The 24,397-nt window shown below is 65.2% G+C and carries 29 protein-coding genes; 14 read left to right on the top strand and 15 right to left on the bottom strand.

Features of this window, described 5'->3' with window-relative positions:
- Positions 1-49: 49 nt before the first annotated feature.
- Complete coding sequence (locus N0B71_RS15850; protein ID WP_311197250.1) at positions 50-316, top strand: cold-shock protein; 267 nt, start codon at positions 50-52, stop codon at positions 314-316.
- 51 nt (positions 317-367) lie between these two features.
- On the opposite strand, the gene N0B71_RS15845 is transcribed toward N0B71_RS15850, so the two are convergent.
- Together N0B71_RS15845 and N0B71_RS15840 are read right to left on the bottom strand one after the other, a co-directional pair.
- Positions 368-574 carry a SlyX family protein gene (locus N0B71_RS15845; protein WP_259753501.1) on the bottom strand — a complete coding sequence of 69 codons (207 nt, stop codon included), beginning with the start codon at positions 572-574 and terminating at the stop codon, positions 368-370.
- 3 nt (positions 575-577) lie between these two features.
- Positions 578-1,003 carry an HIT family protein gene (locus tag N0B71_RS15840; protein ID WP_259753500.1) on the bottom strand — a complete coding sequence of 142 codons (426 nt, stop codon included), beginning with the start codon at positions 1,001-1,003 and terminating at the stop codon, positions 578-580.
- Positions 1,004-1,717: 714 nt separating this feature from the next.
- Between N0B71_RS15840 and N0B71_RS15835 the strand changes: the two genes are divergently transcribed.
- Entirely contained in the window at positions 1,718-3,040 is a 1,323-nt protein-coding gene (locus N0B71_RS15835) for an OprD family porin (RefSeq protein WP_259753499.1), read from the top strand.
- An 84-nt stretch (positions 3,041-3,124) separates the two neighbouring features.
- On the opposite strand, the gene N0B71_RS15830 is transcribed toward N0B71_RS15835, so the two are convergent.
- Positions 3,125-3,532 (bottom strand): PaaI family thioesterase, encoded by a 408-nt coding sequence (locus N0B71_RS15830; RefSeq protein ID WP_259759582.1) that lies wholly within the window; start codon positions 3,530-3,532, stop codon positions 3,125-3,127.
- A gap of 111 nt (positions 3,533-3,643) precedes the next feature.
- On the opposite strand from N0B71_RS15830, the gene N0B71_RS15825 reads away from it, so the two are divergent.
- Both N0B71_RS15825 and N0B71_RS15820 read left to right on the top strand, forming a co-directional pair.
- On the top strand, positions 3,644-5,359 hold the full coding sequence (locus N0B71_RS15825) for a proline--tRNA ligase (RefSeq protein ID WP_259753498.1): 1,716 nt from the start codon (positions 3,644-3,646) through the stop codon (positions 5,357-5,359).
- Positions 5,360-5,367: 8 nt separating this feature from the next.
- On the top strand, positions 5,368-6,324 hold the full coding sequence (locus N0B71_RS15820) for a hypothetical protein (protein WP_259753497.1): 957 nt from the start codon (positions 5,368-5,370) through the stop codon (positions 6,322-6,324).
- A gap of 3 nt (positions 6,325-6,327) precedes the next feature.
- Here N0B71_RS15820 and N0B71_RS15815 read toward each other — a convergent pair whose 3' ends face one another.
- Positions 6,328-6,603 (bottom strand): acylphosphatase, encoded by a 276-nt coding sequence (locus tag N0B71_RS15815; RefSeq protein ID WP_259753496.1) that lies wholly within the window; start codon positions 6,601-6,603, stop codon positions 6,328-6,330.
- Complete coding sequence (locus N0B71_RS15810; protein ID WP_259753495.1) at positions 6,603-7,073, bottom strand: TlpA disulfide reductase family protein; 471 nt, start codon at positions 7,071-7,073, stop codon at positions 6,603-6,605. Before N0B71_RS15810 ends, N0B71_RS15815 begins: the two co-directional genes overlap by 1 nt.
- Positions 7,074-7,103: 30 nt before the next feature.
- Between N0B71_RS15810 and N0B71_RS15805 the strand changes: the two genes are divergently transcribed.
- On the top strand, positions 7,104-8,513 hold the full coding sequence (locus N0B71_RS15805) for a PilZ domain-containing protein (protein ID WP_259753494.1): 1,410 nt from the start codon (positions 7,104-7,106) through the stop codon (positions 8,511-8,513).
- Between the two features lie 185 nt (positions 8,514-8,698).
- Positions 8,699-9,094: a hypothetical protein gene (locus N0B71_RS15800; protein WP_259753493.1), complete on the top strand. Its 396-nt coding sequence runs from the start codon at positions 8,699-8,701 to the stop codon at positions 9,092-9,094.
- 4 nt (positions 9,095-9,098) lie between these two features.
- Here N0B71_RS15800 and N0B71_RS15795 read toward each other — a convergent pair whose 3' ends face one another.
- Both N0B71_RS15795 and N0B71_RS15790 read right to left on the bottom strand, forming a co-directional pair.
- Entirely contained in the window at positions 9,099-9,293 is a 195-nt protein-coding gene (locus tag N0B71_RS15795) for a hypothetical protein (RefSeq protein WP_259753492.1), read from the bottom strand.
- 158 nt (positions 9,294-9,451) lie between these two features.
- A complete protein-coding gene (locus tag N0B71_RS15790) occupies positions 9,452-10,681 on the bottom strand; it encodes a YihY family inner membrane protein (RefSeq protein WP_259753491.1) in 1,230 nt (409 codons plus the stop codon).
- Positions 10,682-10,806: 125 nt separating this feature from the next.
- On the opposite strand from N0B71_RS15790, the gene arsC reads away from it, so the two are divergent.
- Genes arsC through N0B71_RS15770 form a run of 4 tightly spaced genes read left to right on the top strand, consistent with a single transcriptional unit; the run spans position 10,807 to position 12,854 of the window.
- Positions 10,807-11,160 (top strand): arsenate reductase (glutaredoxin), encoded by a 354-nt coding sequence (arsC, locus tag N0B71_RS15785; protein ID WP_259753490.1) that lies wholly within the window; start codon positions 10,807-10,809, stop codon positions 11,158-11,160.
- Positions 11,157-11,753 (top strand): NAD(P)H:quinone oxidoreductase, encoded by a 597-nt coding sequence (gene wrbA, locus N0B71_RS15780; RefSeq protein ID WP_259753489.1) that lies wholly within the window; start codon positions 11,157-11,159, stop codon positions 11,751-11,753. The genes arsC and wrbA overlap by 4 nt, the downstream gene beginning before the upstream one ends.
- Positions 11,754-12,173 carry a DUF2069 domain-containing protein gene (locus tag N0B71_RS15775; RefSeq protein ID WP_259753488.1) on the top strand — a complete coding sequence of 140 codons (420 nt, stop codon included), beginning with the start codon at positions 11,754-11,756 and terminating at the stop codon, positions 12,171-12,173. It abuts the gene before it with no gap.
- A 3-nt stretch (positions 12,174-12,176) separates the two neighbouring features.
- The gene (locus N0B71_RS15770; protein ID WP_259753487.1) at positions 12,177-12,854 is read left to right on the top strand and encodes an alpha/beta fold hydrolase; all 678 of its coding nucleotides are present in this window, start codon (positions 12,177-12,179) and stop codon (positions 12,852-12,854) included.
- A gap of 13 nt (positions 12,855-12,867) precedes the next feature.
- Here N0B71_RS15770 and hda read toward each other — a convergent pair whose 3' ends face one another.
- Complete coding sequence (gene hda, locus N0B71_RS15765) at positions 12,868-13,572, bottom strand: DnaA regulatory inactivator Hda (protein ID WP_024764559.1); 705 nt, start codon at positions 13,570-13,572, stop codon at positions 12,868-12,870.
- A gap of 145 nt (positions 13,573-13,717) precedes the next feature.
- Positions 13,718-14,758: a DUF2066 domain-containing protein gene (locus tag N0B71_RS15760; protein ID WP_259753486.1), complete on the bottom strand. Its 1,041-nt coding sequence runs from the start codon at positions 14,756-14,758 to the stop codon at positions 13,718-13,720.
- 211 nt (positions 14,759-14,969) lie between these two features.
- Here N0B71_RS15760 and purM point away from each other — a divergent pair, with 211 nt between their 5' ends.
- The 3 genes from purM to N0B71_RS15745 are packed head-to-tail and all read left to right on the top strand — an operon-like array spanning position 14,970 to position 17,408.
- The gene (gene purM / locus N0B71_RS15755) at positions 14,970-16,031 is read left to right on the top strand and encodes a phosphoribosylformylglycinamidine cyclo-ligase (protein WP_259753485.1); all 1,062 of its coding nucleotides are present in this window, start codon (positions 14,970-14,972) and stop codon (positions 16,029-16,031) included.
- Positions 16,031-16,681, top strand: coding sequence for a phosphoribosylglycinamide formyltransferase (gene purN / locus N0B71_RS15750; RefSeq protein ID WP_259753484.1), 651 nt, complete (start codon positions 16,031-16,033; stop codon positions 16,679-16,681). Before purM ends, purN begins: the two co-directional genes overlap by 1 nt.
- Positions 16,682-16,691: 10 nt before the next feature.
- On the top strand, positions 16,692-17,408 hold the full coding sequence (locus N0B71_RS15745; protein ID WP_259753483.1) for a DUF3108 domain-containing protein: 717 nt from the start codon (positions 16,692-16,694) through the stop codon (positions 17,406-17,408).
- 508 nt (positions 17,409-17,916) lie between these two features.
- On the opposite strand, the gene N0B71_RS15740 is transcribed toward N0B71_RS15745, so the two are convergent.
- The 5 genes from N0B71_RS15740 to N0B71_RS15720 all read right to left on the bottom strand — a co-directional run bounded on the left by N0B71_RS15740 (position 17,917) and on the right by N0B71_RS15720 (position 21,515).
- The gene (locus N0B71_RS15740) at positions 17,917-18,852 is read right to left on the bottom strand and encodes a DUF2167 domain-containing protein (protein ID WP_259753482.1); all 936 of its coding nucleotides are present in this window, start codon (positions 18,850-18,852) and stop codon (positions 17,917-17,919) included.
- Positions 18,853-19,106: 254 nt separating this feature from the next.
- Positions 19,107-19,664, bottom strand: a complete 558-nt coding sequence (locus N0B71_RS15735; RefSeq protein WP_259753481.1) for a glutathione peroxidase — start codon at positions 19,662-19,664, stop codon at positions 19,107-19,109.
- Between the two features lie 48 nt (positions 19,665-19,712).
- Positions 19,713-19,835, bottom strand: a complete 123-nt coding sequence (locus N0B71_RS15730) for a hypothetical protein (RefSeq protein ID WP_259759728.1) — start codon at positions 19,833-19,835, stop codon at positions 19,713-19,715.
- Positions 19,832-21,025, bottom strand: a complete 1,194-nt coding sequence (locus N0B71_RS15725; protein ID WP_259759581.1) for an MFS transporter — start codon at positions 21,023-21,025, stop codon at positions 19,832-19,834. The genes N0B71_RS15730 and N0B71_RS15725 overlap by 4 nt, the downstream gene beginning before the upstream one ends.
- Before the next feature lie 73 nt (positions 21,026-21,098).
- The gene (locus N0B71_RS15720) at positions 21,099-21,515 is read right to left on the bottom strand and encodes a MarR family winged helix-turn-helix transcriptional regulator (RefSeq protein WP_259753480.1); all 417 of its coding nucleotides are present in this window, start codon (positions 21,513-21,515) and stop codon (positions 21,099-21,101) included.
- Positions 21,516-21,688: 173 nt separating this feature from the next.
- On the opposite strand from N0B71_RS15720, the gene N0B71_RS15715 reads away from it, so the two are divergent.
- Positions 21,689-23,509, top strand: a complete 1,821-nt coding sequence (locus N0B71_RS15715; protein ID WP_259753479.1) for an acyl-CoA dehydrogenase C-terminal domain-containing protein — start codon at positions 21,689-21,691, stop codon at positions 23,507-23,509.
- Between the two features lie 124 nt (positions 23,510-23,633).
- Here N0B71_RS15715 and N0B71_RS15710 read toward each other — a convergent pair whose 3' ends face one another.
- The gene (locus tag N0B71_RS15710) at positions 23,634-24,299 is read right to left on the bottom strand and encodes an adenosylcobinamide-GDP ribazoletransferase (RefSeq protein WP_442964681.1); all 666 of its coding nucleotides are present in this window, start codon (positions 24,297-24,299) and stop codon (positions 23,634-23,636) included.
- Between the last annotated feature and the right edge of the window lie 98 nt (positions 24,300-24,397).

Below are 24,397 nucleotides of genomic sequence, written 5' to 3'. Positions count from 1 at the left end.
GCCACTGCTGAGCCTCGCAGGCGCGGTGGTCATGCAGTGGCTGGCCAACCTGAATCCGCGGCGCAGCAGTGCGCCGAGCGAAACCTTCGCCGGGGAGAACCGCGAAACCGGCACCGTGAAGTGGTTCAACACATCCAAGGGCTTCGGCTTCATTTCCCGCGACTCCGGCGAGGACATCTTCGTCCACTTCCGCGCTATCCGCGGCGAGGGCCACCGCATCCTGATCGAAGGCCAGCGCGTAGAGTTCTCGGTGGTCCAGCGCGACAAGGGCCTGCAGGCGGAGGATGTGATCGCCGCCCTGCCCAACCGCCGCTAAGCACCACCCCATGAAAAAGCCCGCCATCAGGCGGGCTTTTTCATGGGCGCATCAATAGTGCGGCGGCGGCGCTTCATCATCGGCCACGCCCACCTGCCCCTGCAGGTCTTCCAGGCGCTTGAGCAGCGCCTGCATCTGCAGGCGCAGGCGCTCGATCACCCGCTCCTGCTCGTAGACCACATCACTCAGGGTCTGCAGCGCATCATCCTGGAAGGCCAATCGGCTTTCCAGGTCGGTCACGCGGTTTTCCAGATCCATCATTCACTCCTGGCTGAAGCGAAAACCATCGCCCAGCGCCATGCGCAGCTTCTCGCGCACCCGCGCCAGCTCCTCGCCCGTGTATGCCACAGCCGGGTGCTTGCCCCATACCGGGCCCGGCCAGGCGGCATCGCCGTGCTTGCGCACGATCACGTGCACATGCAACTGGCTGACGACGTTACCGAGGTTGGCCACGTTCATCTTGTCGGCATCGAAGGTGTCCTTGAGCACCTCGGCCAATTGCGTGGCTTCGCGCCACAACTGCTGCTGGTCGGCGGCGTCCAGCTGGAAGATTTCACTGACTTCCTCCCGCCGCGGGACCAGGATGAACCAGGGGTACTGCGAGTCGTTCATCAGCAGCAGGCTGCTCAGCGGGAAGTCACCCACCGCGATGGTGTCCTGTTGAAGACGGGAATCCAGGGCGAACATAAGACCTCTCCTGTTCGACGAAGCTTGTTTAAGCCTAGCTCCCCGAAGGAGCCGAAGGGCGCGAAGAATACTAGAGAGCCCCGCCGGCGAACATGCCCACCCCGCGCCCCCTCGCGGAGCAGGCCGCTCAAGACCCCGCACCAGCATGGCGCATGACGCGGATTGGCATATCCCGACAGCAGGCGCGTGCGGGAATCTGCACGGCAATCACCGCCATCGGCGGCGAAAAATCGATTAAACAGCTACAAATACGGGATGCTGAAAAACGACATCGGTGCGCGCCCATGTTGCAAATCGCCAACAGAAGCCGTGAAATGCGTCATCGCGTCGCAAGACGGGCACTGTGAAGGCACATCCGGGCATTTGTGCACGGTTGTTGCTAGAGCCAAGGACATCGCACCGACGGCCACCCCTATTCGAAGAAGTGGTCGCGGACGCGGGAGAACTTAAGAAGTGGTCAATGGAATAGAGAACCACAGGGACTGAAGTACCAATGAAGCAATCAGGGGGCAATCTCTTTTTGCAACATGAGAACTGCTTGAATGCGACATGTGTCATGCAGCTTTGCGACAGTCCCGTAAAGTTTTTGTGTGTTTATTTGGGCAACTATCGCCAACTGAACACGCGTGCTATAAGTTAGCGCCGACAAAAAGAATGAGCCGTCACCGCGGCACTGTGATGGCAGATAATTTCAAAACCAAAGGAGCAATCACAATGAAAGTGATGAAGTGGAGCGCCATCGCCCTGGCGGTATCTGCAGGCACCACGCAACTGGCAATGGCCGAGCCCTTCGTAGGCAATCAGGCTGATGCAAAAGGCTTTGTCGAAGACAGCAGCCTGAACTTCCTGGTTCGCAACTACTACTTCAATCGCAACAAGAAAGACGGCGCCACCGATGCCCGTGACTGGACCCAAGGTTTCTGGGCCAATTACAACTCCGGCTTCACCCAAGGCACCGTTGGTTTCGGTGTTGACGCCTTCGGCTACCTGGGTCTGAAACTCGACGGTGGCAGCGGCTACGGCGGCACCGGCAACCTGCCGGTTCACGATGACGGCAACAAGGCCGACGACTTCGGCAAGGCCGGCGGCGCTATCAAGATCCGCATCTCCAAGACCGAGCTGAAGTTCGGTGACATGCAGCCCACCGCCCCGGTGTTCGCCGTCGGCGGCACCCGCCTGCTGCCGCAAACCGCCAGCGGCTTCAGCCTGATGAGCAGCGAAATCGACGGCCTGGATCTGGAAGGCGGTCACTTCTACTCCGGTACCGGCCAGGACACCACCAACCGCGACGGTGAAATCTGGTCCCAGTACGGTGGCGTCACCGCCAACAGCGCTGACTTCCTGGGTGGCAAATACGCCATCAACGACCAGTTCTCCGCTTCGCTGTACGGCGCCAAGGTCGAAGACCTGTGGAACCAGTACTACGTCAACCTGAACTACACCCTGCCGATCGCGGACAACCAGTCCCTCGGCCTGGACTTCAACTACTACAACACCCGCGACGAAGGTTCCGCCAAGCTTGGCGACATCAGCAACAACACCTTCTCGCTGGCCGCCGCTTACACCATCAGCGCGCACACCCTGACCCTCGCCTTCCAGAAAGTGAACGGCAACACTCCGTTCGACTACATCGGTATCGGCGACAACAACGCTGGCGGCGACTCGATCTTCCTCGCCAACTCCGTTCAGTACTCCGACTTCAACGGCCCGGGTGAAAAATCCATCCAAGGCCGTTACGACCTGAACATGAAAGAGTACGGCGTACCGGGCCTGACCTTCATGGGCCGCTACATCTACGGTAAGGACATCGACGGCGACAAGATCGATCCGACCAGCCCCTATGCCAACTACGGCTATGGCCCGGACGGCAAACACCGCGAGACCAACCTGGAAGCCAAATACGTTATCCAGAGCGGCCCGGCAAAAGACCTTTCCTTCCGTGCTCGTCAGGCTTGGCACCGCGCCAACTCCGACCAGGCTGAAGGCAACATCGATGAATTCCGCCTGATCATCGACTACCCGCTGTCCGTTCTGTAATCCAGAACGAACTGCAGGTAACAAAAAGCCCGGCTTGCGCCGGGCTTTTTTATTGCAACTTACCTACAACTTCGAACGTATCCGTTACATCGGCAATACATAGGTGCCGGTGACATGGGCCACCAACTCCTGCGGATTACTGACCGAATAGACAGCCACTTCGCACACCACTTGGCGGCGCCCCAGCTTCAATATCTTCGCCTCCGCCAACAGGTCTTCGGGCTTGGGCTTGCTGAGAAAATTGATATTCAGGTTGGACGTCACGGCCATCTCGACGTTATCCAATTGCGCGAGGATTACCGCATACATTGCCGCATCCGCCAACGCCATGATGGTCGGCCCGGACACCGTTCCGCCGGGGCGTACCAGCTTTCCATGGAAGGGTATCCGCGCGAAGGCGCTGCGCCCTTCCAGTGCATCGATGCGGAAATCCATGTCGTCCGCCATGGGCAATCCCGCGCGGATGAACGCCTGTACCTGGGCTGCATTCAAACGACTCACGCCACTCCTCCGTCTCCGCCCGCCGCGCCCTGTACGCAGCAAGACCTGCACCGTACAATGCCCAGCCTATATTCCCCTTCGCAACCGACAAAACGGCCAAAGATGCGTACCAGTCAGTACCTGCTGTCCACCCTGAAAGAAACCCCTTCCGATGCGGTCGTCATCAGCCACCAGCTGATGCTGCGCGCCGGCATGATCCGCAAGCTGGCGTCCGGTCTCTACACTTGGCTGCCAATGGGTCTGCGGGTACTGCGCAAGGTGGAGGCCATCGTTCGCGAGGAAATGAACGCCGCCGGCGCCCTGGAAGTGCTGATGCCCGCCATCCAGCCCGCCGAACTGTGGCAGGAATCCGGCCGCTGGCAGCAGTATGGGCCCGAGCTGCTGCGCCTGAAGGATCGCCATGACCGCGACTTCTGCGTCGGCCCGACCCACGAGGAAGTGATTACCGATCTGGCACGCAACGAGCTGAACAGCTACAAGCAGCTGCCGATCAACATGTACCAGATCCAGACCAAGTTCCGTGACGAGATCCGTCCACGCTTCGGCCTGATGCGCGGCCGCGAGTTCATCATGAAGGACGCCTATTCCTTCCACACCAGCCAGGACTCGCTGCAGGCCACCTACGACATCATGTACCAGGCCTACAGCAAGATCTTCACCCGCCTGGGCCTGGATTTCCGCGCCGTGCAGGCCGACAACGGCTCCATCGGCGGCAGCGGCTCCCACGAATTCCATGTGCTGGCCGGCTCCGGTGAGGACGACATCGTCTTCGGCGAGTCCACCGACTACGCCGCCAACATCGAGAAGGCCGAGGCCCTGCCCCGCGAATCCGCTCGCGGCGCCGCCACCGAAGAACTGCGCCTGGTCGACACTCCCGAGACCAAGACCATCGCCGCACTGGTGGAAAAGTTCGGCCTGCCGATCGAGAAAACCATCAAGACCCTGGTGGTTCACGCCGCCGAGGAAGGCAAACTGATCGCCCTGATCGTCCGTGGCGACCACGAACTCAACGAGATCAAGGCCGGCAACCACCCGCTGGTGGCCAGCCCCCTGCAGATGGCCAGCGAAGCCGACATCAAGGCTGCCATTGGCGCCGCACCCGGCTCCCTCGGCCCGCTGAACCTGCCGCTGCCCTGCATCATCGACCGCTCGGTCGCGCTGATGAGCGACTTCGCCGCCGGCGCCAACGTCGACGACAAGCACTACTTCGGCGTCAACTGGGAACGCGACCTGCCGGTACCGGAAATCGCCGACCTGCGTAACGTCGTCGAGGGCGACCCGAGCCCGGACGGCAAGGGCACGCTGGTCATCCGTCGCGGCATCGAAGTCGGCCACATCTTCCAGCTCGGCACCAAGTACAGCGAAGCCATGAAGCTGTCCGTACTGGGCGAGAGCGGCAAGCCGGTCACGCTGATCATGGGCTGCTACGGCATCGGCGTATCCCGCGTGGTCGCCGCCGCCATCGAGCAGAACTACGACGACCGCGGCATCCTCTGGCCGGCCGCCCTGGCACCCTTCCAGATCGCCATCGTGCCGATGAAGTACGAGAACGAAGCCGTGCGCGCCGCCGCCGACAAGCTGTACGCGGACCTTACCGCCACCGGCTTCGAAGTGCTGCTGGACGACCGCGACAAGAAGACCAGCCCCGGCGTGAAGTTCGCCGACATGGAACTGATCGGCATCCCGCACCGCATCGTGGTCAGCGAGCGCGGCCTGGACGAAGGCACCCTGGAGTACAAGGGCCGCCGTGACGCCGAGTCGCAGCCTGTCGCCCTGTCCGACCTGCAAGCCTTCATCACGGCCAAGATCCGCAACTGAGCAGAGCGATGTCCACCGGAAGTACCTCCAGCCTCGCGGCTGCCGCCTTGTGCGGCAGCCTCCTGCTGAGCGGCTGCGCCAACCAGCTGCCGCAACGCAGCGAGCATGAAGAGCGCGTCGAGCGCAAGCTGCTCGACCACAGCCTGCAGATCGACGTAGGCACGCCGGCCACCCTGGAACTGCCGCAGCGCCGCATTCGCGTGCAGGAACAGAAGACCTTCGAAGTCACCGAGTTCGAGGTCACCCGTCGCTACGACCGCTACACGCCGTACCAGGGCTGGCGCAAGGTGTATGAGATGCCCCTGGGCGTCGTCGCCTTCGTCGGCGGCATCGGCGCCAACGTGGTCAACGTGTTCGCCCTCGGCAACCTGCCCGAGAGCATCACCCGCGGCTGGATCCGCTATGGCATCGATGGCATGAACCCGTTCATGAACGTCGAGTCCAACGGCCGCGCCGAGCAGAACCTGGCCTCGATCGACGAAACGCAGCGCGACAAGCGCACCGAGTACTCCAGCCTGCCCTGGTCGGAGCGCCCGGTGACCGTCACCGCCGGCAAGAGCTCCCAGGAACTGCTCACCGATCGCCATGGCGTGCTGCGCCTGAACCTGCTGGAAGGCCCGTTCAGCGACGACGAAGTCAGCCGCATCGGCCGTCTGCAGTTCAGCGTCCAGGACCCGTCGGACGACACCCGCGCCGATGCCAGCCTGCTGGTCAGCCGCTCCCTGCGCGGCAAGCTGCAGGAAGCCCACGCGCTGATCTATGACGACCTGGAAGGCGAGGACGTGCACCGCTGGGTGCACCGGGTAAAGCGCCTGTCCGACCTTGGCCTGGAAGAAGAAGCCAGCGAGCTGGAGCAGAGCCTGATCGAACTGACCCGCAACGATCCGGAGCTGCAGAAGGAATTCCTCCACAGCCTGATGACCGACGCCGGTCGCCTGGCAGCGGACCCCGGCGTCAGCAACTGACGTCTAGCGGCGAACGATGAAGCCGGTGATGCCCTGGGGCGTCATCGGCTCCAGCTCCACTGCGGCCACCTTGGCCTTCACCGGCCCTCGCGCCAGCCACTTCTCCAGCTCGCGCACCGCATCGTCCTCTCCCTCGATCAACAGCTCCACGCGCCCGTCGTCGAGGTTGCGTATCCAGCCGTCGATATCCAGGCGCTCGGCCTGTTCCTGCGTGCTCTGGCGGTAATATACGCCTTGCACCTTGCCACTGATGTAGCCGTGCAGACAGATCCTGGCCATCACTGCTTCTCCTCGCGCAATGCGCTCAAGCGCGCCTGCACGCCGGCGGCGGTCTGCTCGCCGAGCAACTGCTCGCGCATCTTGCCATCAGGGTCGACGATATAGGTGACAGGCAGCGCGTCGCTGCGTGGCAGGCCCAGACGCGGCGCGGGGTCGTCGGCCAGCACGGTGTACTGCACGCCCAGGGCCTGCGAGGCCTTCGCCAGCTCGGCATCGCGCAGCCCGTCGAAGTTCACCCCCAGCACCCGGAAGCCCTGCGTATTGCCCTGTTCCGCCAGCTGGTTCAGCTCGGGAATCTCCTTGCGGCATGGCGCGCACCACTCGGCCCAGTAATTGATCACTAGCCACTGGCCATCTACCTTCGCAGCGGGTACTTTCTGTCCATGCTGATCGGTGCCATAGTCCGCCGAGCAACCGGCCAGGATCAGGCCAGCCATCACGCCCATCACAATACGGAGCCGCACTCCCATGCCTTCAATCCTCGTGTATGCGGGGTGGTCATGATGCTCGATGCCCTGCGCCTGGAGGTGCCGGACATCCTCGAAGAAGATGCCGAGGCAATGAGCAACCTGGCGGTCAGGCTTCAGGAATCGCGGCTTCAGCCCCTGCAGGAAGGTCTGCAGAGAGCCCTGGGCACGCTGTTCCGCCTCAACCGGTGCGCGCTGACCTTACTGGAAAGGCAACGCGCCCTGCAAAGCCTCAGCGAAGAATACCGGTATTACGAACGCCTGATCCGCCAGGAAAAGACGCCGCCGGCACTGTTCGTACACTTCTGCAGCGAACTCGCCGCCGGCTTCAAGCGCCTGCTGCTGCAGATCCTCAACGGCCGCAAGCCGTCGCGGCCGCACATGGCCTGGTGCTTGTACATGGCCCAGCACTTTCTTGCCCAGGCCCTGCTGCGCCATTACCAGCAGTACCAGCAACCGCCGGGCAGCCTGTGGCGCGACAGCCATTTGCTGTACTGGATCGGCGAGCATCAGGATTGCCTGGACGAGCCGGTGGCGGCGGCGTTCGATCCCGTCCCGGCCGGCACCCTGCGCGGGCTGTACCAGCAGATACTGCTGCTGGCCCTGAGCAACCCGTTCCACCTGACCGAAGGCGAAGCGCCGCAACTGTTCAGCGCCCTGGCGTCCCTGGCCGCGCTGGGCCGGCTGCTGCCCTGGGACGACGATGAACAGGAAGGCTTCGTGGTCGACCTCGGCTCGGACGAGCCCTGCCTCGCCGCCGAGCAGGCCGCCGATGCGCCGGCCGAGCAGCTGCGGCGCCTGGAGCTGGGCGCCCTGCTCATCGCCCTGCACGATCCGGCGCCGCTGCGCCGCCTCGAACAAGGCGCACTGCTGGAGCGCGTGCGCCACCACTGGCTCGGGCATCAGCCGCGTCGCCATGAGCGCGCCGAACAAAGCGGCACCTGCCGCGTCGTGGTTGGTCTCCCGGCAATCCAGCAGCACCTGCTGGACAGTTCGGCCAGCCCCTGTCGGGAAGCGGCGCTGATGGATGCCAGCCCTGGCGGCGCGCGCATCCTCTGTGCCGGGCAGCAAGCCGGCCAACTGCCCGTCGGCCAGCTGCTGCTGATCCCAGGCAACGGCGGCACACCCACCCTTGCCGTGGTGCGCTGGCGGCATCTCAACAGCGATGGCCTGCACCTGGGGCTGCGTTATCTGAAAGGACTCCCTCGCCCAGTCTGGCTGCGCCGCGCACCGGACGCCCAGCGGCACCCCGGCGTCCTGCAGAGCACACCGGAACCGGGAAATGGCTGGTATCACGGGCTGTGGGTCGCCCAGGGGCAGTTCGTCGAAGGGGAGAACCTCTGGCTGCAGCTGGCCAGTTTCGACAACCAGACCATCCTGCCGCTGCCCGTCGCCAACCTCAGCACGCCCTTGGTAGCTCGCCACCCACTGCGCCTGGCCTGATTGTCGAATTTGGGAGAGAAGTCACAGGCAAGATCGGCAGTACGCCCGGATTGCCTGGCGCCCACCTTTTTATAATTCGAACGTTCGTTCTGACTTTCGGGACGATTCTCGCTCGCCGATCACTCAGCGACCTTCAGAATGCGCTTGGCGCCACGTACGCCGGCCTTCATCGACAGGACAGCCCGATGCAGCCCACAGACCAGCTTGTCAGCAAGGTTCCCAGCCATATCGTCGCCAGTGCGCGACCGGCCAACGCGGCCAATGGCGGGCGGTTGGCCGACTTCAACGTCGCAGTGTGGCTGCATCTGCCCGGCGTGGCGGACCTGCCGGTAACGCTGCTGCTCAGCTACCGCGATGGCGAGCGCAGCCGGGAGGTGGTGATCGACCATGGCACGGTCAACAAGCAGAGCCGCATCCTGCTGTCCGGGGTGGCGCGGCTGCCGTTCTCCCAGCGGATCGAAGAAGCGCAGATCAAGCTGCGCGCGGCCGTTTCCCTGTCGCGGGTCATCGCCGAGGAGGTCTTCATGCAGGCGGTGGAGCAGCAGGCAGGCGCGGCGCGCCCGGCCGTCACCAGCCTGTGACGCATCAGCCCAGCTGACGCACCAGGGTGTCGTCCGACGGCTCGGCCGCAACGGGTTCGGTGGTTTCCTGCGGAACGGACGGCAGGAGCGATTCGGGCCAGCTGCTGAAATGCAGACCAGTGATTCTATTCAACCGCTCCAGAGCGCTCGTCAGATCGCGCTGATGCAGGTGCACTACGTTGTTCTGGTCTTTTTTCATGGATTTACTGGCCCTGAAGGAACTTCTGAAGGACTCCTTTGTCCTGTCAGGTCTATAGCCAGAAGTGTGCCAATTCTGAAATAGCGAGAATTGGTGCCCCGTCAGGACCAGTGCAACACCGCGCAAGCAACAGTTTCGCCGCAAACTGACGTTTTGCGTCACTCGGAATGTGACGGCTTCAACCATTTCGCCAGGCTGTCCCCGAACAGCGCCTCACGATCAGCCTGATAGCGCGCCAGCGTCTCGCGCAATTGCGCGTACCAGGGTTCGTCCAGCTGTGCCGGCAACGCCTCCAGGCACGGCAGTGGCCAGGGGCTGCGGTTGAGCAGGTGATGCAGGCTGTAGCTGCCCAGGTCGCGGCACAGCACCCAGGCGGCGGTGGTCGAACCGGCGCGGCAGACCAGTTGTTCGCCCTCCAGGAAGTCCAGCACCTCTTCCCACTCGTCCTCCGGCAACAGCCAGCCAGCGCGGTGCAGGTGCGCCAGGCGCGTCGGCAGGCCGTGGCGCTGGCGGTCGAAGAACACCCGCAGCACGCCCAGGATCACCAGCAGGCGCGGCATCGCCCGACGGCGCCAGAGGCGGGTCGAGGACAGGTTGCAGACCAGCTCCGCGCCGAACAGTACGATCAGCCACGACAGATAAATCCACAGCAGGAACAGCGGCACCGTGGCGAAGGCGCCGTAGATCAGCTTGTAGCCGGGGAAGAAGCTGACATAGAAGCCGAACAGCGACTTGGCCGCCTCGAACAGGATCGCGGTGAATACCCCGCCGGCCAGTGCGTGCAACACCGGCACCCGCGCGTTGGGCACCGCCGCGTAGATCAGCGTGAAGGCCGCCACGCTGGCCAGCAGCGGCATGAACTTCAGCAGCATCGCCGCCCCCGGCAGCGCGTGGGGGCCGGAGAGCAACGACAGAGAAGTGATATAGGTCGACACCGCGAACCCCGTGCCCAGCAGCAGCGGGCCGAGGCTGAGGATCGCCCAGTACAGCAGGAAGCGGGTCACGCCCCGGCGTGGCTGGCGCACGCGCCAGATGGCGTTGAAGGCCTTCTCGATGGTCACCAGCATGGTAAAGGCGGTGACCGCCAGGAACGCCACGCCCAGCCAGGTAAGGTGGCGCGCCTGCACGGTGAAGTTGCGCAGGTAGGCCTCCACCGCCTCGCCGGTGGACGGCACGAAGTTGCGGAACACGAACAGCTGGATGCGCTCGCCCATGCCCTCGAAGGCCGGCACGGCCGAGAGCATGGCGAAGGTCACGGTCATCATCGGGACGACCGCGAACAGCGTGGTGTAGGTCAGGGCCGCGGCGCTGTTGGGCGCCTTGTCGGCGAGAAAGCGCTGGACCAGATAGCGGCCGAATTCGACCAGGCCCTGCAAGCGTTCGTGCATGAAGTGTCCTTTGGCTGCACCGAAAAAACCGTCCTCATGGATCACGGCGAACGACAGCGGTTCAGTCCAGTCCGAGGAGGCGGTTAGAATAGCCGCCACTTCATCGGCCTTGCGAGTCCCGGCACATGAGCCAGATTTCAATTTTCCACAATCCGCGCTGCTCCAAATCCCGTAGCGCCCTCGAACTGCTCGAAGCGCGCGGCATCCAGCCGGAGATCGTCCGCTACCTGGAAACCCCGCCCAGCGCCGCCGAGCTCAAGGCGCTGCTCGGCAAGCTGGGCATCGGTGCGCGCCAGCTACTGCGCACCGGCGAGGACGAATACAAGGAGCTGGACCTGGCCAACCCGGCGTTGAGCGACGACCAGTTGATCGACGCCATGGCCCGGCATCCCAAGCTGATCGAGCGGCCAATCGTCATCGTCGGGGACAAGGCGGTCGTCGGCCGTCCGCCGGAGAACGTGCTGGAGATCCTGCCTTGAGCACGCCCTACATCCTGGTCCTCTACTACAGCCGCCACGGCGCCACCGCCGAAATGGCCCGGCAGATCGCCCGCGGCGTCGAGCAAGGCGGCCTGGAAGCCCGCGTGCGCACGGTGCCGGCGGTTTCCACCGAGTGCGAAGCGGTCGCCCCGGACATCCCGGCCGAAGGCGCCCTGTACGCTACCCTGGATGACCTCAAGGACTGCTCCGGCCTCATCCTCGGCAGCCCGACCCGCTTCGGCAACATGGCGGCGCCGCTCAAGTACTTCCTCGACGGCACCAGCAGCCTGTGGCTGACCGGCGGCCTGGTGGGCAAGCCGGCCGCGGTGTTCACCTCCACCGCCAGCCTCCACGGCGGCCAGGAGACCACCCAGTTGTCGATGATGCTGCCGCTGCTGCACCACGGCATGCTCATCGCCGGTATCCCCTACAGCGAGCCCGCCCTGCTGGAAACCCGCGGCGGCGGCACGCCCTACGGTGCCAGCCACTTCGCCACGGCCGATGGCAAGCGAAGCCTGGACGAACACGAAATCACCCTGTGCCGCGCGCTGGGCAAGCGCCTGGCCGACGTCGCGCGCAAACTGGAGAGCTGAATGGCCCGCAAGAACAAACCGCTGCCGCCCATGGAATGGCTCAAACCCCGGCTGGCCGCCAGCCGCGCGGTCGCCCTCGGCAGCTTCATCGGGCTGATCCTGCTCATCGTCCTCTGGGATGTGCTGTTCGCCGACGCCCACGGCGGCGCGCAATGGGTGCCGTGGGTGTTTCTCGGCTTCAAGCTACTGCCGCTGCTCGTCGTAGCGCCGGGCATCCTGATCGGCAGCGCGCGCGGCCACGCCTGGGCCTGCTACGTGATCAACCTGTACTTCATCCTCGGCGTGCTCAACGCCTTCGATCCCAACCACGCCATCTTCGGCTGGGCGGAGATCATTCTCAGCGTGTCGCTGTTCTGCTCGGCGCTGATGTACACGCGCTGGCGCTTCCAGTACGACCGCAAGCTGGCTGGCGAGAACTGATCAGTGCGGTTGCTACTCCTGCCGGGTCTCAATGGTAGCAACCGCCTCTTCGCCCCACTGCTAGCCTGCCTCCCAGACAGCCTGCCGGTTGAGTGTCTCGAACTACCTGAGTGCGGGCCACAAGACTACCGAAGCCTGGCTGACTCGCTGTATCCCAGACTTGGAAGTGCCCCTTTCGTCCTGCTGGGGGAGTCATTCTCCGGCCCGCTTGCCCGGATGCTGGCTGGACGAAGGCCGATCGGGCTACGTGGCGTGGTCTTCGCGGCAACCTTTGCCAGCAAACCGAACCCGCTTCTCAGCCTTCTCAGATTGCTTCCCGTGCTGCCGCCATCGCTCCTCGCGCAGCGCAACCTGATTCGCCAGTTCTGTGCAGGGACAGACGCGCCAGAAGCGCTGGTAGCCCTGATCGCCGATGAAATCAGGCGCATGCCTGCCGCCTTGGCTCGCGCGCGTCTGACAGTTCTGGCTGACCTACGCAACACTAATGAACCGCTACCGTCTCCCTGCCTGAACCTGGTGCCATCCAATGATCGCCTGGTTACCAGCCGTGCACGCATCATGGCTGCTGACGGCTGCGGCACTATCAAAACGAAAGAAATCGACGGCCCGCACTTCCTCCTACAGAGCCGAGCACAGCCCTGCGCAACGGCCATCATGGGGTTTCTAAACGAGTTGAGCTGAAACCTGGCGGTGTTTACCAGCCCATGGTTTCCTTGAGGAAGGGAATGGTCAGCTTGCGCTGGGCCTGCAGCGAGGCCTTGTCCAGCTCGTCGAGCAGGTCGAAGAGGAACTGCATGCTGCGCGCGCCGCGGGTGAGGATGAAGCGCCCGACTTCGTCGGTCAGGTGCAGGCCGCGGCGCGACGCGCGCAGCTGGAGGGCGCGCAGCTTCTCGTCGTCGGTCAGCGGGTGCAGCTGGAAGATCAGCGAGAGGGTCAGGCGGGATTTCAGGTCCGGCAGCTTCACGCCCAGCTCGCGCGGCGACACCGAGGCCGACAGGAGCAGCTTGCGGCCGGAATCGCGCAGGCGATTGAACAGGTGGAACAGCGCCTCTTCCCATTCGCGCTTGCCGGCCAGGGCGTCGAGATCGTCCAGGCACACCAGCTCGCGCTGTTCGAGGTTGTCGAAGATTTCCGGGCCATAGGCCACCAGGTCCGCCATGGGCAGGTAGACCGACGGCTCGCCCAGCTGTTCGGAACGAATGCACGCGGCCTGCAGCAGGTGGCTGCGGCCCACGCCCTCGGCGCCCCACAGATAGATCAGGCTTTCCGTCCACCCCGCCTCGGGCTCGCACAGACGCTCGACGTAGCCGAGCGCCGCGGCGTTGGCACCGGGGTAGTAGTTGGCGAACGTTGCGTCATCGCGCAGACGTACGCTGAGTGGGAGCTGCATAGGAGTCATGCCGGGCCGGGCGTTTCTTCAATCGCTTGGGGTGGGCCTTGGTGACTGAAAGTTTATCCAAATCAGAAGGATAACGCAGCTACCACGTGCGACTCAGAGCCGCCGGCGCCGGGAAGCGGGACTTTGCCCGCCCCCGCAGCGTTGATCACCAGCGGAAGCGCAGGGTGTTCGGCCTGGCCACGGCCGCGTTGGGCACCGGCTGGCCGTTGGCATCCACTGCCGCTTGCGCCGGCTCCGCCGGGGCCTCCTGCAGGCGGGCCAGGCCCAACTGGGCGCGCAATTGTTCGGGGCTGGCGGTGACCTGGTACACCAGATTGCCACCCTGCACCTCGACCAGCTTGGCGCCCATCGGCTCCAGCAGGCGCGACACTTCGGCGTAGCGCGCCAGGTCGGCGCCCTCGATCTGCAGGACCTGGGCCGACGCCGAACCTGCCGAACCGACGAAACGCTGCGACAGGCGCTGCGAGACGCCCAGCATCACCGCATCGGCCAGTGCGTCCGGCGTATCGCCCTGGGCTTGGCCCTGCTCGCGGCTGTCACCCATCCACACGCGCCAGGTGGCGGTCCATTTGCCGTCGGCTTCCTTGGCGTCCACCGCCAGCAGGGCATCGGCACCGTAACGCTCGGAAGCGGCTTTCAGCGCGTCCGGCTGGGCGGCGTTGAGGTTCTCGGCAGTGCCGAGTTGTTGTTCGCCAAGATCAGCCATCGGCAGGCGCAGCGGCAGGCCGCGGCGCTGGGCGGCGCGGTTCAGCGGCGCGGACGCTTCCTGGCTGTCGCCCACCAGGCTGCTGCCGCTGGCGCTTTCGTTCAGCCACCAGGCCAGCACGCTCGGGCGGCTGGCGCCCCAGACCGGCAGGCCGGCCTGGCGCAGGGCGTTGTCGGTGGCGGTCGGGTCGAAGTCCACCACCAGCGCCAGGGGCGGGCCGTCCTCGTAGCCGTACTGGCTGATCAGCTGTTGCGGGTCCTTGAAGTACCCGGCCAGGGCCGGGTTCTGCGCAGCGCCGGTGTTGCCGGTCAGGCGCAGTACCAGGGTCTGCAGGGCGCGGGTCAGGCCGGCGTTGCGCTCGTCCGGCTGCTGGGAAGCGACCGGTTCGTGCACCTGGTAGAGGTTGCCCAGCGTTTCAGCAAAAGACGGCAGGCTGAGCAGCGACAGGCAGAGGATCAACAGGCGGGCGGTCAGACGCATGGCGGGCTCTCGCGGGAAAAATCAGAAATACCGACTGCTACGAGTCGGCAAGGAAGGCCTATACCTTAAACAGCCGTCCGGCCAGCAGCAACAGCGCGAGATGGCCGCTGCCGGGCAAGCCTGATAAAATCCCGCGCCTCCCGCGCAGGCCGGCAAGCGCGAACGGCGCACCGGCGGCAAGACGAATCATCCCTTCTATAGGCCTGGATTTATGAGCAACAAGCAACCCTCGTTGAGCTACAAGGACGCCGGTGTGGACATCGACGCCGGCGAAGCCCTGGTCGAACGCATCAAAGGCGTGGCCAAGCGTACCGCGCGTCCGGAAGTCATGGGCGGCCTGGGTGGCTTTGGCGCTCTGTGCGAAATCCCGGCCGGCTACAAACAACCCGTGCTGGTCTCCGGCACCGATGGCGTGGGCACCAAGCTGCGCCTGGCGCTGAACCTGAACAAGCACGACAGCATCGGCCAGGACCTGGTCGCCATGTGCGTGAACGACCTGGTGGTCTGCGGCGCCGAGCCGCTGTTCTTCCTCGACTACTACGCCACCGGCAAGCTCAACGTCGACGTGGCCGCCACCGTGGTCACCGGCATCGGCGCCGGTTGCGAACTGGCCGGCTGTTCCCTGGTCGGTGGTGAAACCGCCGAAATGCCGGGCATGTACGAAGGCGAAGACTACGACCTGGCCGGCTTCTGCGTCGGCGTGGTGGAAAAATCGGAAATCATCGACGGCTCGAAAGTGGTCGCCGGCGACGCCCTGATCGCCCTGCCCTCCTCCGGCCCGCACTCCAACGGCTACTCGCTGATCCGCAAGATCATCGAAGTCTCCGGCGCCGACATCGAAGCCACCCAGCTGGACGGCAAGCCCCTGGCCGACCTGCTGATGGCCCCGACCCGCATCTACGTCAAGCCGCTGCTGCAGCTGATCAAGCAGACCGGCGCGGTCAAGGCCATGGCCCACATCACCGGCGGCGGCCTGCTGGACAACATCCCGCGCGTACTGCCGGACAATGCCCAGGCCGTCATCGACGTGGCCAGCTGGCAGCGCCCGGCGGTCTTCGACTGGCTGCAGGAAAAAGGCAACGTCGACGAGACCGAAATGCACCGCGTGCTGAACTGCGGCGTGGGCATGGTCATCTGCGTGGCCCAGGACCAGGTCGAGGCTTCGCTCAAGGCCCTGCGTGACGCCGGCGAACAGCCGTGGGTCATCGGCAGCATCGACGCGTGCGCCCCCGACGCCGAGCGCGTGGTCCTGAACAACCTGAAAGGCCACTGATGTCCACACCTTGCAATGTCGTGGTGCTGATTTCCGGCTCCGGCAGCAACCTGCAAGCCCTGATCGACAGTCTCGCCGGCGCTGACACGCCGGCCGTCATCCGCGCGGTGATCTCCAACCGCGCGGATGCCTACGGCCTCGAGCGTGCGCGCCAGGCCGGCATCGAGACCCGCTTCCTCGACCACAAGGCCTACGCCGACCGCGAAAGCTTCGACGCCGCGCTGATCCAGGCCATCGATGGCTTCGACGCAGACCTCGTGCTGCTCGCCGGCTTCATGCGCATCCTGAGCGCGGACTTCGTGCGTCATTACCAGGGCCGCCTGTTGAACATCCACCCGTCCCTGCTGCCCAAGTACAAGGGCCTGCACACCCACCAGCGTGCGCTGGAGGCTGGCGACGCCGAGCACGGCTGCAGCGTGCACTTCGTTACCGAGGAACTTGACGGTGGTCCACTGGTCGTACAGGCGGCAATCCCGGTAGAGTCTGACGACACGCCGGAAACGCTGGCGCAGCGCGTTCACGTGCAGGAACATGTGATCTATCCGCTGGCCATGCGCTGGTTCGCCGAAGGCCGGGTACGGCTGGGCGAACACGGCGCCATGCTGGATGGTGAGCTTCTGCCCGCCTCCGGCTATTCGTACCGAACCTAGGAGATTCGCGATGCGTAGAGCCCTGCTGTTCCTGATGGCAGTACTGACCCTGCCGGCCCAGGCTTTCGAGCTCAAGCCGTTCGAGGCCAGCTACACCGCCGACTGGAAACAGATGCCGATCAGCGGGACCGCTTCCCGCAGCCTCAAGCAAGGCGACGGCGGCCGCTGGGAACTGGATTTCAAGGCGTCCATGCTGCTCGCCAGCCTCACCGAAAGCAGCACGTTCAAGGTGGAAAACGACACCTACCTGCCGCTGACCTACCGCTGGGCCCGCGAAGGCCTGGGCAAGAACAAGCAGACCGAGCTCGATTTCGACTGGGCCGAGAAGCAGGTGCTGGGCAGCGACCGTGGCGACCAGGTGCGCCAGCCGCTGAACAAGGGCCAGCTGGACAAGTCCACCTACCAGCTCGCGCTGCAGCACGATGTGGCCGTCGGCAAGAAGGCCATGAGCTACCAGGTGATCGAGGGTACCGACACCGATACCTACGACTTCCGCGTGCTCGGCGAAGAGAAGGTCCGCACCCAGGCCGGCCTGATCACCGCGATCAAGGTAGAGCGCGTGCGCGACCCCACCAAGAGCAACCGCAAGACCATCCTGTGGTTTGCCAAGGACTGGGACTTCCTCCTCGTGCGCCTGTACCAGCAGGAGTCCGACGGCAAGGAATATCAGATCATGCTCAAGGACGGCACCGTGGGCGGCAGGACCGTCCAGGGCGAGAAAGGCTGATCCTTCAGCGCAGACGAAAAAGCCGGGCAGATGCCCGGCTTTTTCATTTCTGCGCCACGCACAAGACCGGACCTGTAGGAGCGAGGGGCGCACAGCTCTTGCTCGCGAACTGCTTGGCGCCGACGGCGCCGGATACCCCGTTCGCGAGCAGGCTCGCTCCTCCGTCGATAATCCTGCGCGAAGGGGCGCCCTCACCCCAGCCCTCTCCCAGAGGGAGAGGGAACCGGTCGGTGCAAGGTGAAACCATGGCGCCAGCCGGGCACGATCTGCCCCCTCTCCCTCGGGAGAGGGCTGGGGTGAGGGGAAGCACAGGCACGGATTTGCCCAGCAGAAGAGTGTTGCTATCTGAATCACGCCCAGTACAGCACCTGCAGGAGCGAGGGGACGCCCATTTCCTGCTCGCGAACCGCTTGGCACCGACACCGCCGGAATCCACGTTCGCGAGCAAGCTCGCTCTTACCCACAACGAAAAAGCCGGGCATCTGCCCGGCTTTTCTTTAGCGGCGCATCAGCCTTCGTTCGACGGCTTGCGCTTGAAGCGCCGGGCGATCCAGCCGATGGCCAGGGCCGGGACGATCCACAGCTTCTTCAGCAGCACCAGCAAGGTGGCGAACAGGCCGACCTTGGCCGCGACCTTGCCGGCGATCAGCGCGCCCAGGCCGTAGGCGGCGACCTTGTCGACGCTGGGGTTGAAGTCGACGTAGCGGTTGCCCGGGTTGAACTCGGTCATCGCCAGTACCTTGCCGACGTTCTTCTCGATCTCCGGCAGTTGCTCCATGCCGGCGACGAAGTTCAGCACCAGCACGCCTTTGCGGCCCAGCGCGCGGATGTTGTAGTTCAGCGTGTGCTCCTTGGCGTCACCGAACTGCAGCTCCTTGGCCCAGTACAGCTTCTTCTCGGCGGCATCGTAGTGCGGCGGCGCGGCCCAGCCGATCAGCTGGATCGCCTCGAAGCCCTGCTGCTCACGCTGCGGATTGGCTTCCTTGAGGTCGTCCTGCATGTCCTTGAGCATTTCGGCGTAGTCGATCTTCGCCGCGTCCTCGTCGGAGACGTAACCGCTCTCCTCGTACTGCACGGTCACCGCCCAGGATTCCGCGGCAAAGGGCGACACACCGGCGGGCATCAGCATGCCCAGCGGCGGCTCCGCACTGGGTGGGTTGCCCCAGGCCTCGAGGACGCGCTCGGCATCCTTGCCATCGAGGAAGACGAAATCGGCGGGCAGATCGAAGGTGGCGAGGTTGTCGCCGACCACCACCTTGCCCTTCTGGAAGTGCAGGCTGGCGACGAAGGTCTCGGGCGACATCTCCTCGTCCGACTCGGCGGCCGCGGCAGGCGCAGTGGCGGCGGGCGCTTCGTTCTGGTTGGACGTGGCAGGCGCGGCGAATGCCGGTGCGGCAACGGCCTGGGCGAGCAGGGCAACGAGGAAAAGGGCTTTGCCATCCATGGGGAAAATCTCCTGAATCGAATCCATGACATCGGCGGCCAACGGGCGTGGCGCCGGACCCGAATTTTCGCATTCACATCGGATTCTGTAACAGGAATTTTCTGCTCATTCGGCACATGCGCACAAAAAAGCCCGGCATTCGCCGGGCTTGATGGCTGCCTGTAGGAGCGAGCTTGCTCGCGAAACGCTTGATACAGATGTTCAAGGTCTGTTCGCGAGCAAGCTCGCTCCTACGAAAAAAGAAAAACGGCGCCTCAGGGCTGGCTGGCGATGGCCTTCTCGATGGCGGCTTGCAGCTGCGGATCATCCGGCTTGGTCAGGCTGGAGAACTGCGCCACCACCTTGCCCTGGCGATCCACCACGTACTTGAAGAAGTTCCAGCGCGGCGCCTGGTCCGCCTGCTGGGCGAGATCCTTGAACAGCGGGATCGCCTCGTCGCCGCGCACGTGCTGCACCGACGTCATGTTGAAGGTCACGCCGTAGTTGCCGTAGCAGATCTTCGCGGTCTCGGCGGCGTCGGCGTCTTCCTGCTTGAAATCGTCGGAAGGCACGCCCAGCACTTCCAGCCCCTGCCCCTTGTACTGCTGGTAGACGGCCTCCAGCCCCTTGAACTGCGGGGTGAAGCCGCAATGGCTGGCGGTGTTGACGATCACCAGGGGTTTGCCGGCGTACAGCTCGCAGAGGTCCAGCACGTCCTTGGAACGCAGCTTGGGCAGCTCGCCCTGGGTCTTGAGCAGTGCCGGGCAGTCGGCGGCCTGCGCGGCCAGGGGCAGCAGCAGGGTAAGGGCGAGCAGGGAAAGACGTGGGCGCATCGTGGGAATCCTCTGGTGATCAGGCCACGCTACCCCGAGCGCCGGGTATCAGCAACTGCCCATGCCCAATTGCATGAGCGCCAGTCCGCCACGCTGCCAGCCCCACCACGCGGCGCCCGCCAGCGCCAGGCCGAGGCCCAGCGCAAGGGCGAGCAGCACGGGGCGCTTCACGCTGCCCCCAGCGCGGCGCGCTCGACCGGGCGCTCGCGCACCGGCCAGTTGAGCAGGCCGGCCAGCAGGCTGAGGAGGATGGAAATCTGCCAGACCAGGTCGTAGTTGCCGGTGTGGTCATACACGTAGCCGCCCAGCCAGCCGCCCAGGAAGGCGCCGACCTGGTGGAACAGGAAGGTGATGCCGCCGAGCATCGACAGGTTGCGCACGCCGAACAGCGTGGCGACCGTGCCGTTGGTGAGCGGCACGGTGGACAGCCAGAGCAGGCCCATGGCGATGCCGAAGAGGTAGGCCGTCCACACCGTCAGCGGCGCCCAGAGGAAGGTCACGATCACCACGCCGCGCAGCAGGTACAGGCCGGTGAGCAGCTTGGGCTTGCTCATCCGCCCGCCGAGCCAGCCGGCGATGTAGGTGCCGAACACGTTGAACAGGCCCACCAGCGCCAGCACCGTGGTGCCGACGGTGGCCGGCAGGTGGCGGTCGACCAGGTAGGCGGGCAGGTGCACGCCGATGAACACCACCTGGAAACCGCAGACGAAGAAGCCCAGCGACAGCAGCCAGAAGCCGGAATGCCCGGCCGCCTCGCGCAGCGCCTCGCCAAGGGTCTGTTCATGGCCCTGGGCGGGCAGCGGCTTGTCGCGCATCAGCGCCGCCAGCGGCACGATCAGCGCCACCAGCAGCCCCAGCGCCAGCAATGCGGCGGACCAGCCCAGCCAGCCGATCAGCCCGAGGGTGCCCGGCAGCATGGCGAACTGGCCGAACGAGCCGGCGGCCGCCGAGATGCCCATGGCCATGCTGCGCCGCTCCAGCGGCACCGCGCGGCCAACCGCGCCAAGGATCACCGAGAACGAGGTGCCCGACAGGCCGATGCCGATCAGCAGGCCAGCGCTCAGCGACAGGCTGAGGGCCGAGTCGGAATAGCCCATCAGCACCAGCCCGACAGCGTAGAGAATGCCGCCTATCACCACCGTGCGCATGGCGCCGAAGCGGTCGGCAATGGCCCCGGTGAAGGGCTGGGCGATACCCCAGATGAGGTTCTGCAGGGCAATGGCGAAGGCAAAGGTCTCGCGGCCCCAGCCGAACTCCGCGCTCATCGGCGCAAGGAACAGGCCGAAGCCATGGCGGATGCCCAGGGACAGGGCGAGGATCAGGGCGCCGGATAGCAGTATCCAGAACCCCGTGCGCGACAGCTTCGACATCGATTGCTCCTATGCGGGTATATGCCCGCTTTTATGCATTCCTACCGTTGCAAGGCGGCCACCGCTAGCGCTCCAGCGCGGCCAACTCATCCAGCAGGGTTTCCAGTTGACGACGTTTTTCCTCACCCAGGTACGCGGCGACGTCCTGCTGCGCCGCATCCCAGGCATCGCGACCGCGCACGATGCGTTCGAGCCCGGTCGGCGTCAGCACCACGATGCGGTTGCGCTGGTCCTCACCCTCTTCCAGCTTCACCAAACCCTCGGCTTCCAGCGGCTTGAGGTTGCGCCCGAGGGTACTGCGGTCCAGCCCCATGGCGTCAGCCAGGGCGGAAATGCTCGGTTGCTCCAGCCGCGACAGGTGCCGCAGCAGGGAGAATTGCGCCGTGGTCAGCCCGATACCCTTCAGGGCATCGTCGTACACGCGGGTCACCGCGCGGGCCGAGCGGCGCAGTTTGGTACACAGGCATTGGGTCGTCAGCATGGATACGTGTATATACCCGCATCATCGCCCGGTCAATGGCCGGCGCGACCGATTGTCCCATCTGCCAGCGCCGGGCGTTGGCGCAGCCAAGGGCACCGCGGCGCCCCGGCCGTATAACTGCGGCCATCCAGCCCCGCGCTTTCGACGGGGCGCATCACGGTCCGAGGTCCCCGATGCCCGTCTATAAAGCCCCGCTGCGCGACACCCGCTTCCTGCTCAACGAAGTCTTCGATTTCCCCCACCACTACCAGAACCTGGTCAACGGCGGCGACGCGACGCCGGACATGGTCGATGCCATCCTCGGCGAATGCGCCAAGCTCTGCGAGGAAGTGATCGCCCCGCTCTACCACAGCGGCGATGAGGAAGGCTGCCACCTGGAGAACGGCGAAGTGCGCACGCCCAAGGGCTTCAAGGAAGCCTACGACGCCTACGTCGCGGGCGGCTGGCAGGGCCTGTCGCACCCGGTGGAATACGGTGGCCAGGGCCTGCCGATGAGCCTGGGCGCGCTCAAGCAGGAAATGCTGGGCACCGCCAACTGGCCGTTCTCCATGTACCCGGGGCTGTCGCTGGGGGCGATGAACACGCTCATGCAGCACGGCACCGAAGAACAGAAACAGACCTACCTCACTCCGCTCACCGAAGGCCGCTGGGGCGGCACCATGTGCCTGACCGAGCCGCAGTGCGGCACCGACCTGGGCCAGGTGAAGACCCGCGCGCAACCCAGCGCCGACGGTAGCTACGCCATCACAGGCACCAAGATCTTCATCTCCTCGGGGGAGCACGACCTCACCGAGAACATCGTGCACATCGTCCTCGCCCGCCTGCCGGATGCGCCCAAGGGCACGCGCGGCATCTCGCTGTTCATCGTGCCGAAGTTCCTGCCGGGCGAAGGCGGCAGCCTCGGCCCGCGCAACGGCGTCACCTGCGGCGCGCTGGAAAAGAAGATGGGCATCAAGGCCTCGGCCACCTGCGTGATGAACTTCGACGCAGCCACCGGCTACCTGATCGGCGAGCCGAACAAGGGCCTGGAGTGCATGTTCACCTTCATGAACAGCGCGCGCATCGGCACCGCCATCCAGGGTGTGGCCACCGCCGAACTGGCCTACCAGGGCGCGCTCGCCTACGCCCGCGAGCGCCGCTCCATGCGTGCCCTGTCCGGCACCAAGGAGCCCGGTGAGATCGCCGACAGCCTGATGCACCATGGCGACGTGCGCCGCATGCTGCTGACCCAGAAGGCCGTGGCCGAGGGCGGCCGCGCGCTGATCTACCTGGCCACCCAGTACGCCGACAAGATGATCCAGGGCCTGCTGACCCACGACAACGCCGAGTACGACCGCTGGGACGACAAGCTCGGCTTCCTCACGCCGATCCTCAAGGGCTGCCTGACCGAACTGGGCCTGGAGAGCGCCAACCTGGGCATGCAGGTGTTCGGCGGCCACGGCTACATCAAGGAACACGGCATGGAGCAGATCGTCCGCGACGCACGGATCGCCACGCTCTACGAAGGCACCACCGGCATCCAGGCGCTGGACCTGCTCGGCCGCAAGGTGTTGCTGATGACCCAGGGCAAGGCCGTGCGTGACTTCACCGCCCAGGTGGCGAAGTTCGCCGTCGAACTGCTCAAGCAGGAGCCGGCCATGCGCGGCCGCGCGCTGACGCTGCTGAAACTCTGCGCGCAGTGGAACCTGCTGACCCTGCGCATCGCCCTCACCGCCCGCAAGCAGCGCGACCTGGTGAGCACCGCCAGCCACGACTACCTGATGTTCTCCGGCTACGCCGCGCTGGCCTACGCCTGGGCGCTGCAGGAAGCCACCGCACGCAAGCGCCTGCGCCAGGGCGGCAGCGAGTCGAGCGACTTCTACAAGGCCAAGATCGCCACCAGCGACTTCTACTTCGCCCGCCTGCTACCACGCGCCAAGGGGCATGCGGCGGCGATGGCCAAACCGGTGCGTTCGATCATGGGCCTGAAGACGGAGCATTTCGCCTTCGATTGACGCGCTTGTTGTAGGAGCGAGCTTGCTCGCGAGCGATCTCGCCGGACGCACCCGTGCCATGCGGTTCGCGAGCAAGCTCGCTCCTACAGAGTCAAGTCCGCGCGGATACTGAGCAGATCCATCCTCACAGCGCCAACGCCACCAGCACAGCGCACTCGATCATCTCCAGCATCGCCCCGGCGGTGTCGCCGGTGGTGCCGCCCAGGCGGGCGATGAAGCGGCTGCGCAGCCAGACGAACAGCACCAGTGCCACCACCAGCGCGAGCAGTCCGGCAAGCCCCGCCAGCACCATCAGTGCCGCGTTGGCCGCCAGCATCCACGGCAGCGCGCCGCGTGGCAGGTGATCGGCCAGCGCCTGGCCCAGGCCGCCCTTGCGCGCGTAGTCGGTGGTGAAGAACAGCAGCGGCAAAGCGCAGCGCCCCAGCCACGGTGCCAGCAGCAATCCCCAGTGCGGGTGATTGCCGAGCAGTGCACTGATCGCCGCGAATTTCAGCAACAACAGCAGCACCAGCGCGACCACCGCCGCCGGGCCGCAGCGCGGGTCCTTCATGATCGCCAGGGTGCGTTCGCGGTCGCCCAGCCCGCCGATCCAGGCATCGGCCGTGTCGGCCAGGCCGTCGAGGTGCAGCGCGCCGGTCAGGGCCACCCACACCAGCAGGATCAGCGCCGCCTGCAACAGCAGGTGCACGCCACTGAGCAGCTCGCCCATGGCGAACAGCACGGCACCGATCAGCAGGCCCACCAGCGGGTAGTACAGGGTGGCGCGGCCGAACTGCTCCGGCGTCGGCATGTGCCGCAGGCGCACCGGCAGGCGCGTGAGGAACTGCACCGCCACCAGGGGCAGCAGCCAGTCGCTGAGCGGCTCGGCGGGACCAACTGGCTCTTGCT

It is taken from the genome of Pseudomonas sp. GCEP-101, from assembly GCF_025133575.1.
In the GTDB taxonomy this organism is placed as follows: domain Bacteria; phylum Pseudomonadota; class Gammaproteobacteria; order Pseudomonadales; family Pseudomonadaceae; genus Pseudomonas; species Pseudomonas nitroreducens_B.
This window is presented reverse-complemented; position numbering and strand designations above follow the sequence as displayed.